We start from the raw sequence: 15,495 nt of genomic DNA, 5'->3' as shown, positions 1-15,495 counted from the left end.
GATTCATTTCGGCCATCCCCGCATTCGACAATGCTTCCACCCTGCCCGATCCGCTTGCCGGTCCCGCCGGCCGGGAAATCGACAACACAGGAAAAGCATATGAACGATGCAGGATCGCCTACCCGCCATGCCAACGACGTCGCCGCCGACGCGCGGCACGATGCCGGCGGCCACACGCTGCAACGCGGCCTCAGCTGGAAAGATGCGTTCTGGGTCACGAGCGGCGTGCCCGCCGGCGTGCTCTTCACGATCGGCGGCGTTTCCGCGACGATCGGCCACCCCGCATGGGCCATCTGGATCGCCGCGATCACGATGGGCTTGATCCAGAGCGCGACTTACGCGGAAATCTCCAGCCTGTTTCCGCACAAATCGGGCGGCGCGTCGGTGTACGGCGCGATCGGCTGGGTGCGCTACAGCAAGCTGATCGCGCCGGTTTCCGTGTGGTGCAACTGGCTCGCGTGGTCGCCGATGCTCGCGCTCGGCTGCGGCCTCGCGGCGAGCTACGCGCTCACGAGCCTGTTCCCGGCCGATGCGGCCGTGCTGACCTGGCAGCTCAAGCTGGCCGACCTGAGCTTCATCAAGCCCGGCCTGTCGCTGCGGATCAACGCGATCTTCGTCATCGCGGCGATTCTGTTGCTGATCACGTTCAAGCTTCAGCACAGCGGCGCATCGAAGGCCGCGAAGACGCAACGCATTCTCGGTATCGCGTCGCTCACGCCGCTCTTGATCGTCGGCATCGTGCCGTTCGTCACCGGCGACGTGCCGATGTCGAACCTGCTCCCGCTGCTGCCGCTCGGCCATGACGCGCAAGGCAACCTCACGGCCGCGACCTTCGGCGCGTGGAACGGGCAAGGCGTGACGATGGCGCTCGGCGCGATGTTCATGGCCGGCTGGGCGTCGTACGGCTTCGAAACCGCGGTGTGCTACACGCGTGAATTCCGCGACCCGCGCCGCGACACAGCGAAGGCGATCTTCTGGTCGGGCGCGCTGTGCCTCGTCGTGATGACGCTCGTGCCGATGGCGTTCCAGGGTGCGCTCGGCACGCAGGCGATGCTCGATCCGTCGATTCGCGACGGCACGGGCGTCGCCGCGGCCATGGCGAAGATCGTCGGCGGCGGCGCGTGGGTGGCGAACGCGGTCGTCGTGATGCTGATGCTGTCGATCCTGCTGATCGTGATGACGTCGATGATGGGCTCGTCGCGCACGCTGTACCAGGCATCGGTGGACGGCTGGCTGCCGAAATACCTGTCGCACGTAAACGAGCACGGCGCGCCGACGCGCGCGATGTGGACCGATCTCGGCTTCAACCTCGTGCTGCTGATGATGTCGGACTACATGACGGTGCTGTCGATCTCGAACGTCTGCTACATGCTGTTCGTTTTCCTGAATTTGCAGTCGGGCTGGATCCACCGGATGGATCGCGGCAACTGGGATCGGCCGTTCCGCTGCCCGACGTGGCTGCTCGTCGCGGGCGCTGTCTGCGGCTATGCGAACCTCGTGTATGCCGGTGCGGGCGCCGATCTGCAAGGCGAAGGCACGCTGCGCAACGGGCTGATCGCGATGTTGCTGATCGTGCCGGTATTCGTCTATCGCCACTATTGGCAGGATCGCGGCCGCTTCCCCGCGCAGATGCAGCACGACATGGAGCTCGACGTGCCCAAGCGCGGCATGTGGCTGAATCTCGCGCCGTATGCGGCGCTGATCGGCGCGGTGCTGACGGTTGCAGGTTCTTATTATTTTGCGTGGGGCCGTTGAGCATGCATTGCCGGCCGTTGGTCCGGCTGTATTGAAGTCGCGTCGGCGTGCGTCGATGTCCGGCCCCGGGTGCGTCCGACACATCCGGGGCCGGGCGTCGACGATACGAGGCCCCGGAGCGGACGTTCGATGGTGGCCGGTGGGCGCGGCCACGTCACGATTCAGATGCTGATCGTGCTGCAAACGCTAAAAAAACGCTGCCAGATGCGAGCATCGAGCGCCCGCCCCCGGATCTTGCCGCCGCACAAGCGGGAACGACCATGACACACATTCGCGACCCGTTGCCGGACGGCGAATACCGGGCAACCTGCAAGGAACGCAACGATCTCGCCGCGGCGCTCAACGGCCATGCCGCGGTGTATCCGCGTGCACGGATGACGGTCGATCGCGGCACGGCGATTTTTCATCGGGATGGCGAAACACTGTGGACTTGCGACGTGGTCTATGCAGCCGCACACTTCAGGATCGATCGGGTGTGAGCGGCTGCGCGGTAGGCCAGTGCGATTGGCGGCCCGTCGCCGGGTCGGCCGGGACGACTCCGCGAGACAAAAAAAAGCAGAGAGCGATTCGCTCTCTGCCCAGGTAGAACAACTCGATTGCTCATGCAGATGCGCAGCGCAGTTGCTCACGGCCGCACTTCCGGACGCCATTACTTCGACATTGCATCCTTCGACATCGCATCCTTCGACATCGCGTCCTTCGACATCCCGTCCTTCGACATGTGACCTTCCTTGCTCATGCCGCTCTTGGCCATGTGATCCTTCGCCATGCCGTCCTTTGCCATCCCGTCCACCGTCTGGGCGAAAGCGACAGCGGCGCTCGACATAAGGGCGAGATACAGTGCTGCAGTACCAATCTTCTTCATGAAACCCACTCCGTTGATGAAATAAATGACACTAGGGGAACAAGCCGGCAACGCCGGCATTTTTCGGCCGCGCCCGACGCATGAAGCTGCCCGACGCAAGCCAAATTCGAGTCGGGTGCGTCAGGATCCGCCGAACCAGTTGTATCCTCGGTCGACCCAATAGCCGCCGGGATAGGTGTTGGTCACGAAGATCTCCATGATGTGCTTGGGATTCTTGTAACCCAGCTTGGTCGGCATCCTGAGCTTCATCGGGAAACCGTACTTCGCGGGCAAACGTGCTCCGTCGTATTCGAACGCAAGCAGCGTTTGCGGATGCAGCGCCGTCGGCATGTCGATGCTTTCGTAGTAGTCGTCCGCACACTTGAACCCGACGTACTTCGCCGTCGTGTCCGCGCCGGCGCGGCGCAGGAAATCGCCGAACGGCGTGCCGCCCCAGCGCCCTATCGCACTCCACCCTTCAACGCAGATATGCCGGGTGATCTGTTCGGCGCGAGGCAGCGCGTAAAGCTCCGTCAGGGTCCAGCTTCGCCGGCCGGTCACGAGCCCGCTCAATTGCAGCCGATAATCCGACGCGTCGACGTCAGGTACGTCGTCGATGCCGTAGAACGCATTGAACGGAAACGGCCGGGTGATTTGCGCTTCGGTATAAGTCGGCGCAAGACGATTCGGATCGAACAGCATCGCTTGCGCCCGGTCGTTCAGGCGCGAGACGGCGTTCAGGAACGTATCGACCGATTCGTCGTCGGTCAGCGAGCAGCCGGTCAACATCGTCAGGCCGCCCAGCGTCAGCAATCGCTTGCCGAACAGGCGACGCGACGGCAGCGCCAGCTCGCGGCGCGCATCGATCAGGATCGAGGCGCGATCGAGTGTCAGGCGTTTTCCATTTTCGTTACTCATATCGAATTCCTTATCGACCGCGCAGCATCGCGATCAAAGAACGCGGGACCAGCACGACCATCGCCACGTGCACGACGACGAAGGCCGCCATCAGGCTCATCGCGACGAAGTGCACGACGCGAGCGGAGTCGTATCCGCCCATCAGTTCTCTCAGAAGCGGGAACTGCACGGATTTCCAGATCACGAGCCCCGACAGCAACAGCACGACGAGATCGCAGACGATGAACAGATACGCGAACTTCTGAACGGCGTTGTAATGATGCGGATCGTCGTGCGACAGCTTGCCGGTCAGTGCCTTGGAGAGATCCCGCAGGATCGCGCGCGGCGTCACCGGCAGGAATTTCCGGAAGCCGCGTCCGCTTGCCAGATTGATCACCAGATAGGCGAGCCCGTTGAACGCAAAGAGCCACATCGCCGCGAAATGCCATTGCAGTGCACCGCCAAGCCATCCGCCCAGCGTGATGCCCGCGGGAAACGTGATTCCGTCGAAGAGCGGCGACGCGTTGTAGATGCGCCATCCCGAAAGCATCATCGTCGCCGCGGCGATCGCGTTGAGCCAGTGCGTGACGCGCAACCAGATCGGATGGATCGTGCCGCCGCGTCGCACGGGCGTGCTCGTCGAACGTGAATCGAAGTCGGTTCCAGTCATGAAATCTCTCAAACGAATGCGTTACCCGGATTGAAGAAGAACCCGTATCCATCGACCGGGCCGGTTTGCCGCTACTGCCCCCGCCCCGCCAGCGGCAACAGGAACTCCGACAAGCCCGTCAACATGATCTGTACGCCCACGCACAACAGCAGGAACGCCGACACGCGCATCGCGACTTTCGTGCCCTCCGCGCCGAGATAATGCGCAAGCGTGGTCGCCCGGCTATACACCTGCCAGATCACGAGCGACACGAGCGCCGCCACGGCGACCGACACGACGCCGGAAACCAGATAGTCGCCGACGCTATGCGCGCGGTTCGCATGCAGCGCGATGCCGGCCGCGATCGAACCGGGGCCGATCGTCAGCGGCACGGCGAGCGGAAAGAACGCGCGCGCCATCAGGCTCTTCAGGTCGCCGCCCGGCGCGGCCGCGTCGCTGCCCGGCACGTCGGGCCCGTTCAGCATGTGCCATCCCGCGACGGCCACCGCGAAGCCGCCGCCGATCCGCAGCGCTTCCATCGAGATCCCGAAGAAGTTCAATACGGGTGCGCCCGCGAAGAAAATCACCAGCAGCGTGAAGAAGATGTTCGTCGCGACTTTCTTGGCGAGCAGCGCGCGCTCCGCATCGGTGATCGACTGCGTGCGTTCGAGAAACACGAACGCCATGCCGATCGGATTGATGATCCCCACCAGGCCAGTAAAGCCGAACAGGATTTCAGGTATCAGGCGGTCAAACGACATCGAGGTCGATGCTCCATCATCGAAGTGATTCATCGCACGACATTGCGACCGCGACGAGAAACGCGAGCGGTCGACGAATCGGCAGGCATGCCCGGTAAGCAAGCGCTTCCGGCGGCGAGGAAATTGTGGATCGGCCGCCCGACGGCGTGAATCGGCCTGGTCTGAATCTGCGACCCGGTCGCGAAGAAACGCGGCGCCCCGGATACGCCACGCTGGGTGTGGCTCGTCCCGTGCGACGGTTATGTGCGGTTACGTCCGGTTGTACTGCTCGATATCGAGCCCGCCTTCCGACCTCGCGACCAGCACGGCAGCCACGGTATCGCCCGTCACGTTCGCGGCCGTGCATGCCATGTCGATCAGCCGGTCGACCGCCGCGATCACGGCGATCACCTCGATCGGTAGTCCGACCGATGCCAGCACGAGGCTCATCACGACGAGCGCCGCGCCCGGCACGCCTGCCGCGCCGATCGAGGCGAGCGTCGTCGTCGCGACGACCATCGCCATCTGCCCCGTCGACAATTCGATTCCGTAAGCATTGCTCGCGAAAATCGCGACCGTGCCGAGATAGACCGCGAGGCCCGCCATGTTGATCGTCGAGCCGAGCGGCAGCACGAAGCTCGCGATGCGGCTGTCGACGCCGAGCCGCGTCCGGCAGGTCTCAAGATTGAGCGGCAGCGTCGCGGCGCTGCTGGCCGACGAGTACGCGAACAGTTGCACCGGCAACATCTTGCGCAGGAACGGCCACGGCTTGAGCCCGCGCAGCACCAGCAACAAACTGCTGAACACGATCATCACGACCAGCAGCACGACATAGTTGACCGCGACCAGCGAGCCGAGATGACCCAGCGCGGAGAAGCCGTGGTCGGCCGTCACGTAGGCGATCAGCCCGAACACGCCGACCGGCGCGAACTTCAGCACCATGCCGACGAGCCGGAATACGACTGCCGACAGGCTGTCGAAGAACGCGCGCACCGGCGCGCCGCGCTCGCCGGACAGGTTGATCGCGAGCCCGAAGAAAACCGCGAACACGATCGTCGGCAGCAGCGCGCCATCGGCGAATGCCTTGAACGGGTTGGACGGAATCGCGGCCATCAGCGCGTCCTTCAGCGAAGCGGTCGTGCCGAGCTGCGCGGCGTCGATGCCGACCGGCAGGCTGAAGCCCTTGCCGACCCCGGCCAGCGTCGCCGCGGCCATCGCGAGCATGGCGGCGGACGCCATCAGCACCGCGTAGACCGCGATCGATTTCCACGCGATCCGACGCATCGCGGCGAGATCCGACAACGACGTGATGCCGCATACGAGCGACACGAACACGACCGGAATTACGCACATCCGGATCAACGAGATGAAAATGTCGCCGAGCGGTTGCAGCAGCGCGGCGGGCTCGCCGACGAAATGACCGACGGCGGCGCCGAGCAGCATCGCCAACAGGATCTGCTGCCACATCGCGACGCGCGGCAGCGCCGACGGGGTACGCATCTTGTTCATGGAGTCTCCTTCTTGCAGGGCGCCGGCGGTTCGTGCGAGTCGCTCACGAAGCTGCGGCGCCGGGTTGATCGTTCGATTCATTGTCCGGTCCGGCGAGCAATCAGGCAGTAGGACCAGGCCTATTCTTGTGATCGATCGGCTGCGAAAATCGCGACAAGGATGGGAAGGCAAGCAGAAGCGACCGGCGATCGTCGCAATGGAACGGCGGCCATGAACGTCGAACGCGCAAGCACGAATGCCCTGTGCTCGCATCTGGCAGCGTCTGTTTTCCGAACATCAGCCGATATGGAATCGGTCTGCGACCGCGCCCACCGGCCGCCACAGGACATTCGCGCTTGCACGTTCACTCGACCCGGCGAAAAAACGGGCCGCCCGAAACCGGGCAGCCCAACCAGATCACCACATCGGCGGCACCCGCCGCCGATGAAGCCATTGTTGCGTAGCGGGCCGCTGAAGTGAATCAGCCTGGTCCTATCCGGCCGGTGCCATCGGTCAGAGCAGCAGCGCCGCCGTCGCGACGATCGTCGGCCCGATCGCCGCGGCCAGCAGGCCCGGCACGCTGACCGATTCGTCCGTGAAGCCGCGGCGCACGATCGCCAGCCCGGCCGGGTTCGGCGCATTGGCGATAACGGTCAACCCGCCGCCCGCGACGGCGCCCGCCACCAGCATGTACTTCGCCGCGTCGGGCATGCCGGCGATCAGCGAGCCGAGATAGGTGATCGCCGCGTTGTCCATCACGGCCGTCAAGCCGAGCGCGCCGGCATAGAGCGCGTACGCGTCCATCGACGCGACGATCGGCTGCAGCCACCACTGCTGCAGGCCGCCGAGCACGACGAGCCCGCCGAGGAAGAACGCGACGAGCAGGCTCTCGCGCAGCATCAGCGGCGACTGGTAGCGCTCGTACGCGGCCGTGAAGCCGAGGAAGAACAGCAGCAGGCCGATGAACACGACCGGATGATGCGCGCCGAGCACGACGCCCACCAGGAAGCCGACGTGGATCAGTGTGACGCCCGCCGGCACGCGCTCGCCCGTCGCGCCCGACGCCAACACCGGCGCGGCGGCCAACGCGCCGCGCATCAGCGCGATCAGCACCGTCGCGTTGACAAGCACCGCGACTACGGCCTTCCAGCCGAACTGCGTGGCCATGAACGTGCTGTCCCAGCCCCACGCGGTCGCCACCATCAGCACCGGTGGCGCCGCGTACGCGGTCAGCGTGCCGCCGATCGACACGTTGACGAACAGCACGCCGAGCGACAGGTACTTCCAGCGCTCCACGATCGGCGCGCAGAACAGCCGGTCGCGCAGGATCAGCGCGGCGAGCGTCATTGCGGCCGGTTCGGTGATGAACGAGCCGAGCAGCGGAATCAGCGTCAGCGACAGCCACACCACGGCGACGTTCGTATCGACCGGCAGCACGCGCGCGATCCGCAGCACGATTCCGGTGACGGCATCGAGGATCGGCTTGCTCGCCGCGATCACCATGATCGTGAAAACGAACAACGGCTCGGTGAATTCGCGCGATTCCGCGTAGTCGAGCGCGAGCTTCGGGCCTGCCAGCACCGTCATCGCGATCAGCAGCACGAGCGCCCAGAAACCGAACACGACCTCGACCTCGCCGAGGAAATGGAACAGGCCCGCATGGCGCGGATGACGATGTGCGAGCACTTCGAAGCGCTTCGCGAGGAAGGTGTGCAGCAGCGCGAGACCGAAGATGATCGCGCCGGCAAGTTCGACGGTGTGAGGCATGGCGGAGTCCTGGATGGTCCGGCATGCGGCTGCGCCGGGAGGTCAATGATGAGGTGCGAGCGGGCGGGCGCAATGGCCGGCCGTTCGTCGACACACCAAGGGTAGCGTGCGCGTCGCCGTCACTAAATCGGACCAGTCCGATTCCGCCGGGCCTCCCTAATACGTTCTGCGCCCTGCACCTTTTACCGCGCAACGACAGATCCCTGGAAAAAATCTACAGAAAATCGATGCTCTCGAAAGTTGATAGGGCTGCTTATCTTCAACGATAATCGGCGATGTCCGGGGGCTCGTCACCATTCTCCCGGATACCGGCTGTAGTCCGCGGCCATGCAGCTTCTCCCCTTAACGTCACTTCCTTTCACGACCATGAAAAATATGGCGTAATGGAAGCTTCTTTGTTGTGCTAACCGCTTCGACAGCTACGCTGACAGGCTGTGTTTCTCCGGAAGAAGTGGCCGCGGCGGATCGGCGGACGTGTAGCGGCTACGGCTTCGCACCTGGTACGGATGCATTCGCCAACGGCATGATGCAGGCGGATATGCGACGCCAGGATCAGAACGCTGCCTGCCAACGCGAACAACAAAGACGCCGGGATCGGAAGCAAGAGAATCGACAGTCAAGTTCAATGTCCCACGGCAACGACGACTGTGATTCGGCGGGCGTGTCGATTTCGTTTGGCGGGATTTTCGGCGGCGCGTCTTCGAAGCACTGCTCCGGTCATTAGCGTCCTGGCCGGGAGTCCGGGGTAGGCTGTTTGCAACGGGGCTTGCGAGGGTTGCGGACGTCGTGCATCGGTCTGGACGCGGGTCGTAGCACTACCGACGGCGATCTGCGCTTGCTCCGAGCCTCTGCAGCCCGCCGACTGCGCGGCGATTTCCTTCAGTTGTATCTCGGTGACGGTGACGGCGCGTTGAGTGCAGGAAAGTGTTCGACGCGATTCGGGTGTCGCTTGCGGCGGCAGGACGACGGTCAAGTTACCCACGAAACCACTTCGAGCCAGATGTCGTTGTTGTAGACGGCAGCCGATCAGCCCCCTATGCATCTCGTCCTTCGCATCGCGAAGGCCACGCGGCAAATGTTCATCGTTTGGCCAGCCTCTCGAACTCGTCGAATTCGCCAAAGAAGTCCCGCCGCCCCGGAAGTGGGGCGACAGCAAACGAGCCGCTCGCGCGGCCGGCTGGCGCTCGGGGGCGGGCTCTTACAGCACGAGGTCGAAGATTGGCGGACAGTGGGCGCCAGCGGACCAAGGAGAAGCTCGTCACTCAGCACGAAGCCTGCCGCGGTTGTGCCCTTCAACCTGGCATCGGCGTCAGGTCGAAATATTGAGGAACGGGATTTTGGGCGGTGCAAGTTGCCGCAGAATCGTCAAGTGAACATCGAGATTCACTTTTTTCAGATGATCGAAATTCATCTGACCGCCGGCAACCAGCGCCGGCTCAAAGCCATACATTTCATCCGGCCCAAGTTTACCGAGCTCACCGAGTGCTCGGCCAAACAACGGCACCTTCGCTTCATCCTTCAGATCACACTCGTTTCGCGTCTTCGAGCCGAAGAAAGTCTGGACCCTGAAGTCAGGGTTTTTCAGCGGTCCTTTTAGATCGCGCTCCAGTGCGATAAGTGAATGCGTCGGGCATGAGACCGTAAGGCTGGGCCCTGTTTTCTCGCCCCATGCGTATAGCTTGCCGAACGCTGTTCGGGCAATGACATGGTAGCTGTCGACCTCTTCAAAGATCGTGTCCTCCAGCCACATATCAAGAACGTCTTCGTATTCTTCCGGATTTACTATCCAGAACAACCCGTCAGCATAGCTGCTCCACCCCTCTTCTACCCAATATTTCAGAAGCTGAGCGGGTAACTTCTTCTCAAACTTTTCAAAGCTCGCTTGAGGCACCTCGACTCTGCTGGTTGCCTCCCCAAAACTTTCAATGAACAGTTCGAAATCTTCGTCTCTCATCTCATTCCCTTCCCGCGACAAGGTTCGAGCCTGACATTCATCAAAGCGTCACCCTTACCGCTCGAAATTGCATCCCTCGCCCCTCCTTCCATCGTCGAGAGGCGATCGCCTTGATTCCAACTTCCGCCGATAGAGGAATTTACGCTTAAGCTTCCCATACGAGTCGGGTCTGGATGCGCCCAGCCACCTGCAACCATATCAGGCTCATGCAGTGCAGCAAGCTTGCTAGCGATCGTACCGGCCCGCTCGGTCGCCGTACTCATCGCCTCCTTCGCACCCATACCGGAGCTTCTCAAGCTGTCGTAGATGCTGCCCCTGACGTGCTCGACAAAATCACTCCGGGTTGCCTCCTGCATCGCATCGGCCAACGGATTTCGACCAACCGCTTTATATGCGTCCCGAGCCGCCTGAAACTCATTTGCGGTCAAGCTATTGATGGCGTCCTGCTGGCCGCGCAACTGCTTGGCATATTCTCGCAGATATTGCCGTTGTTCGGCCGGCGACAGCTTCTTGAAGCCCGCTTTGTCGTACGGATGGAAGCAAGGCACCTTCTTCTCGGGCAACCGCTCTTTCGGTTTAACGTGTACGCCAGGCTCATTCTCTGGCACCCGCGGAGTCTCCACCTCTGGCGCTTTCGTCACCTGCCCTGCCCGCTCAGCTTCGGCGGCCTTCTCAGCCTTCAAAGCGTCCTCGGCCTTGATCGCCTTTCCCGCGTCGCCTAACTCGCCCAACTTCGCCAACTTCGACAGCTTCGTAGTCGCCAGCGGCAGGGTTGCAACTTCCGCGAGGCCCCGTGTAACAGATTCGGTGTACTGCCCTTTGCTCCAGGGGTCCGTCACCGGCTTGACGATCGCCTTGCCGATATTGAGGGCCGTATTGCCTACCGTGCCAGGCGTAATGTTTCCCACGCGGATATTCTCAGCGAGTATCTTCGCATCTAGTATTGCTGCCTCTCTACCCGCAGGGGTGACGATCGTCTGCGTCAATCCGGCCGCCCCCTTCCCAATCGAATAAGCGAGGTTACCGACGCCCATTACTGCATCTTTGCCGAACCCGAGCAAACCGCGTCCGACCTGTGCACCCTGATCCGTATAGGAGCCGGGCGTCCCTTTGATCTCACCGATCCAACCATCCAAGGTCTTATTTGCGCCGTCAAAGTCGACGACTTTGTCAGCCTCATCGACATTGATCAATCGATCGTTCAAAGCGGCGCGTTGGCGCTCGAGATCTTGAAGCCTCGCACTCGTCCGTTGGCCAGGCGGCGCATCTGGATTCAGCACATCGTCCGCAAACGATTGTGTGAATTTGTTGACTGTCTCGATAGTGCCAGTCGTCCCACCTACGCCTTCTGCATTGCAATTGATCAGGCAATCGCTTCCGTTGCGTGCGACCGGGAGTCCATTGACCTTGACGTTGCTCTGCCCGGAAAGAATCTTGACGTACCCGCTCCCGCCAGACGTTTGAGACACAACACCCTGTCCCGCATCTGCCTTGACTCCTTGGTGTGTGTCTCCTACGCGGTAAACCGGCTTCCCCTGAGCTTTGACGTTCGGAGAGGCCACCTGTTTATTGTTGATCACCGCGAACGTCTCAAAGCCGACAATTTGGTTGCCGACGCGGCAAAAATCCGGCTGGGTGCAGAACGCCTTCCAGTCGCTTTCGTTGGCAATGTGTTGCGAACTACCAGAACGCGATTCATCAGCCGTCTTCTTTGGCAACGTCCCGGGCTTGTAATGCCCAGTTTCGTAGCGACGGACCACTTCCTTGGATGCCCAGTCGTAGGCGTCTCGAGACTGCGAGCCAGGTGGCCCAGGATCATTCCAAAGCGCATCCGCATTTGCAAGCGCACTCTTAGCCTGCTCGAGACTGTCGATCTGGAAGTGTTCGCGAAAGGCATCCGCGGCGTCGCCAGTAATTTCGATCTGGAGCGGCTCGCTCATGCTAAGTCCTCCGCAAGCTCGCCTTCGGGACGCCGCGCAAGGGGCTGATCCGTTGCACCGATTACGATCGATCGGACAGGATTAAAGCGATCAAAGCAGCAACGCCAAACAAGCGAAAGTCGTCGCTTATCAAGATCGATACTCACGGTGTCGATACGGGGGAAAGCGACGTCGCTGCTGCCATCGGCGTAGGATGCAACGGCGATTACCCTCCAGCCAGGAAGACGCGACTCAAAGCGACTGTCGGGTAAGAGATTTGTTAGGCGAAGCGGTTCGTCGCCCCGCAGGTGCGTTGGAAGCGTAAAAGCAGGTGCCGCGACTTGATAGTACGCGGCGTCAAAATCGTCTGGGACGGCAGGACAGCGCTTCGTGAGCCAATCATCATCGAGGGTGCCTTGCCGGTGGACCCGCGGCGCCCACCATGGAGCGATTGGCCCAAGTCCGAAAGCCGGCGACTGCTGAAATGGCGAACGTATGGGTGTAGCAGGATCTTCGATTTGTGGCGCCGGCAGGTCCCGCACCCCAGCAACCGCCGCCGCCATGACTTTTCGCTCTTCGGGCGGCAGTAGATCCAAAGCGCCGTCGTCGGGAAGCCACCCGCAACCCACCGGATTGTCGGGCTTGTGGATCCTTGCAAACGCGTCGGATTGAGCGAGCGGAATCGCGTATCCGCCGCCGAACGCACACTCAAAAGTTAGGGGTACCTCGGTTACCGGTGTGGCGTCGGTCAGACGCCACCCGAGCCAGCGCTTGATGAAGCGTCGCGGGCCGAACAGTTGGACCGAAACTTCGCAATCGCCTATCTGAATCCCCGAGATCCAGCTCTGAGTCGCCTGGGCATCGGGTGCGTGCGCGTGACCAGTTACGCATACGTCCGTCTGCGGTTTGTACAGCACTCGATCGCCCGGCTGGATCAGCATTGCCCTCACCGGGTCGTCCCCGCGGGGTTCATCGTACTGGTCGCCATCAACTACCGGCTCTTGCTGAGGAGCGCGGGTGGGAGTCACGCCATTCCCGCCGAGATCGAATGTGCCGCGTACAACGAGGACATCGAAGGTGTGACCACTATCGCCAACCTTCGGGAACCAAGCATGCGGCAGACCAGAATGGTTCTCGACCGCGGCCATCATTCGCCACCATCAACACTGGCGTCCGGCGCCGGGGTAGGTGATGGCGCAGATTGGGCCGACCCGCTATTCAGGTGGACGTCCCGCGGTGCGTCGGCTCGTATCGTCTGATTGGCTGTTAGATGGATGTCTTTCGCGCTCAGATAGATCGCATCCGACGTCAAGACAATACGCGAGTCCCCAACCACCAGTTCGATCTTGTCGCCGGCATGAAGCGTCAACGTTTTGCCGACGTCGACCCGCTTGTTCATACCGACTTGTTCGAACTGGGCCAACCCGACAGACGTGTTCATGGCCCCGCCCACGGTGACTTGGTAACCTGCACCGATGGTGAGCGCCTTTGCAAGCCCGATCGTTTCGGCAGCAGCGAGAAAGACGGTTTCCGCTTTCGCTCCATGGATCGTGATTGTTTCGTTTCCACCGACGGTTTCTTGTCGGTTCTCCCCGATAGAGATCGTTTCGTTCTGATCAACCCGCTCGGTTCTGTTTTGGTGGATCGTTATCGCCTCGTTGCCGTCCACCGTCTCGGTACGGTTCCGATGGACCTGCGTCGTCTCATCTCGATCGATAGTTTTGGTGCGATCGTTGCCGACCCAATGCGATTCATCGTGCTCGACCTCGATGCGCTGATCCTTCTCGGCGTGCAGCCACACTTCTTCGGCACCCTTCTTGTCCTCGAAGCGGATTGCGTTGGCCGTGTTCACGTTCCCGGTCTTGGTCGAGCGTGTGAGAATTCCGCTCTGAGTCGCGTTCGCCGGCAAACCCCACGGCGGCATGTTTGCCGAGTTGTAAACGCTCGAGATGATCAGGGGTCGATCTGGATTCCCGTCGAGGAAAATTACGACCACCTCGTTACCTATCCGCGGAATCTGAATCATCCCGAACCCGCTGGCGGCCCACGGTTGCCCGACGCGCACCCAACATGAACTCCCCTGATCGCGTTTGCCCAGACGATCCCAGTGGAACTGCACCTTCACGCGGCCCAGACTGTCCGTGTAGATCTCCTCGCCCTCAGGGCCAACGACGACCGCCGTTTGCGGGCCGATGATCGACGGCTGCTCGATCGTGAACGCTGGACGATAGGGAATCTTCTTCCGGATGCAGGTGAAACTGCACTGGTAGGTCGCTGCGCCCTCGCCGGCCTGATAGTTGTTCGTGCCGTTATGCGTAACAGTCGTCAACAAAAACTGCCGGTCTTCGGGTTTGGCGTTGCTGTGGTCGTAGTGATCATCGAGTTCGAAATACTGGCAAGGCGACAACCGGCGGCTCGTGCTTGTCCCGATGAAGATCTTGCTATGCGCGGCAAGCGCCTGCGTCCGGAAACGCGTCAAGGCCTCGCCGCGATCGCTGTCTGGAAAGCCATGCTCTCCGAGGTAGTCGTAGACTTCGTACGACGGCACCTCGCCCTGGTTGACTTCCGTGCCCCCGGACACAAACCGGCGCGCGTGCGGCACCTTGTAGTCGAAGGTCTTCAGACCGACGGTGGTGGACTCGAGCTGACGGCTCGCCTGAAATGACGTAATCACCGCCAGATTGTCGAGCGCCTCGCCCTTCGTGTACTGCAGGACCGGACTTCGGCCGCTGATCGGCTTCGCGGCGATCGAGTTGTCCGTGATGATGAGCTTGTGGTTGTCCTTCGCGTGTTCGAAGAAGAAAAACAGCCCGTCTTCCTGCATCAGCCGTTCGACGAATTCCAGATCCGTCTCCCGATACTGCGTGCAGTAGCTGCGATTCTTCGTCGCCTTCGACAACCTGAATTCGAACGATGCGATCTTTCCGTATTCGCGAAACACCTTCGAAAGAATCGCTTCGGTACTCTCTTCCTGAAAAATCCGAATGTCGCGGCTGCGCGAAAGCATCCAGAGCCATGGCACGATGGTCGCGCTATAGACCGTGAAGCTGCCGTCGTGGTCAAGGTGCGTGAAGTTGGCCACGTACCCATGGAAATACCGTTCCTCCGAGCTCGCCAACGCATCGGTGAGCTGTAACGTAATCGTCACAGGCTGGCCGATCAGCTTTTTCAGTTCGATATTCGAATCTTGAGAAGCGAGTCGAACGTGGAACTCGAAATTTTGAGATAAACCTTCGGTACCGTGAAAATCGACCAGCACCAGATCAGACCGCCCTTTCATTGGCGTCTGGATGGTGAACAAGCGATTGCTCTGCAGCCCAAAAAAGCCTGGAATATCTGACAGTTGCATGGCGCCCTCGGAACCCCGCATCGGAACGGCAGGATATTATTCGTCGTGGGATTTTAAACTGCCTGCCCCGGGAAGGATCAAGTTTTGCGTTTCTTGTACCTTGAATATGGGGACGGAGCCGCACGGAAGGTGA

General features: G+C 61.5%; 11 protein-coding genes and 1 pseudogene. 2 read left to right on the top strand and 10 right to left on the bottom strand.

Features of this window, described 5'->3' with window-relative positions; all coding sequences use genetic code 11:
- The first annotated feature begins 99 nt into the window (after positions 1-99).
- Together FPJ27_RS25600 and FPJ27_RS25595 are read left to right on the top strand one after the other, a co-directional pair.
- Positions 100-1,755 carry an APC family permease gene (locus FPJ27_RS25600; RefSeq protein WP_204426145.1) on the top strand — a complete coding sequence of 552 codons (1,656 nt, stop codon included), beginning with the start codon at positions 100-102 and terminating at the stop codon, positions 1,753-1,755.
- A gap of 260 nt (positions 1,756-2,015) precedes the next feature.
- Positions 2,016-2,234: a hypothetical protein gene (locus FPJ27_RS25595; RefSeq protein WP_204426144.1), complete on the top strand. Its 219-nt coding sequence runs from the start codon at positions 2,016-2,018 to the stop codon at positions 2,232-2,234.
- 170 nt (positions 2,235-2,404) lie between these two features.
- Here FPJ27_RS25595 and FPJ27_RS25590 read toward each other — a convergent pair whose 3' ends face one another.
- The 10 genes and pseudogenes from FPJ27_RS25590 to FPJ27_RS25545 all read right to left on the bottom strand — a co-directional run.
- The gene (locus tag FPJ27_RS25590) at positions 2,405-2,581 is read right to left on the bottom strand and encodes a pentapeptide MXKDX repeat protein (RefSeq protein WP_343301883.1); all 177 of its coding nucleotides are present in this window, start codon (positions 2,579-2,581) and stop codon (positions 2,405-2,407) included.
- Between the two features lie 159 nt (positions 2,582-2,740).
- Positions 2,741-3,517, bottom strand: a complete 777-nt coding sequence (locus FPJ27_RS25585) for a molybdopterin-dependent oxidoreductase (protein ID WP_072435840.1) — start codon at positions 3,515-3,517, stop codon at positions 2,741-2,743.
- Between the two features lie 10 nt (positions 3,518-3,527).
- Positions 3,528-4,166, bottom strand: a complete 639-nt coding sequence (locus tag FPJ27_RS25580) for a cytochrome b/b6 domain-containing protein (RefSeq protein ID WP_204426142.1) — start codon at positions 4,164-4,166, stop codon at positions 3,528-3,530.
- Between the two features lie 71 nt (positions 4,167-4,237).
- Positions 4,238-4,906, bottom strand: coding sequence for an NAAT family transporter (locus FPJ27_RS25575; RefSeq protein ID WP_204426141.1), 669 nt, complete (start codon positions 4,904-4,906; stop codon positions 4,238-4,240).
- Between the two features lie 249 nt (positions 4,907-5,155).
- Positions 5,156-6,394, bottom strand: coding sequence for a dicarboxylate/amino acid:cation symporter (locus tag FPJ27_RS25570; protein WP_204426140.1), 1,239 nt, complete (start codon positions 6,392-6,394; stop codon positions 5,156-5,158).
- Between the two features lie 492 nt (positions 6,395-6,886).
- The gene (locus FPJ27_RS25565; RefSeq protein ID WP_204426139.1) at positions 6,887-8,140 is read right to left on the bottom strand and encodes a putative Na+/H+ antiporter; all 1,254 of its coding nucleotides are present in this window, start codon (positions 8,138-8,140) and stop codon (positions 6,887-6,889) included.
- Between the two features lie 1,309 nt (positions 8,141-9,449).
- The gene (locus FPJ27_RS25560) at positions 9,450-10,094 is read right to left on the bottom strand and encodes a GAD-like domain-containing protein (RefSeq protein WP_204426138.1); all 645 of its coding nucleotides are present in this window, start codon (positions 10,092-10,094) and stop codon (positions 9,450-9,452) included.
- Complete coding sequence (locus FPJ27_RS25555) at positions 10,091-12,034, bottom strand: polymorphic toxin type 15 domain-containing protein (protein ID WP_204426137.1); 1,944 nt, start codon at positions 12,032-12,034, stop codon at positions 10,091-10,093. The genes FPJ27_RS25560 and FPJ27_RS25555 overlap by 4 nt, the downstream gene beginning before the upstream one ends.
- Positions 12,031-13,164 (bottom strand): DUF2169 domain-containing protein, encoded by a 1,134-nt coding sequence (locus tag FPJ27_RS25550; protein ID WP_204426136.1) that lies wholly within the window; start codon positions 13,162-13,164, stop codon positions 12,031-12,033. The genes FPJ27_RS25555 and FPJ27_RS25550 overlap by 4 nt, the downstream gene beginning before the upstream one ends.
- A 551-nt stretch (positions 13,165-13,715) precedes the next feature.
- Positions 13,716-15,362 (bottom strand): annotated as a pseudogene (locus FPJ27_RS25545) (type VI secretion system tip protein VgrG); the annotation flags it as partial.
- Positions 15,363-15,495: the final 133 nt, after the last annotated feature.

This window comes from Burkholderia sp. MS455, from assembly GCF_016899445.1.
GTDB lineage: Bacteria > Pseudomonadota > Gammaproteobacteria > Burkholderiales > Burkholderiaceae > Burkholderia > Burkholderia pyrrocinia_C.
This window is presented reverse-complemented; position numbering and strand designations above follow the sequence as displayed.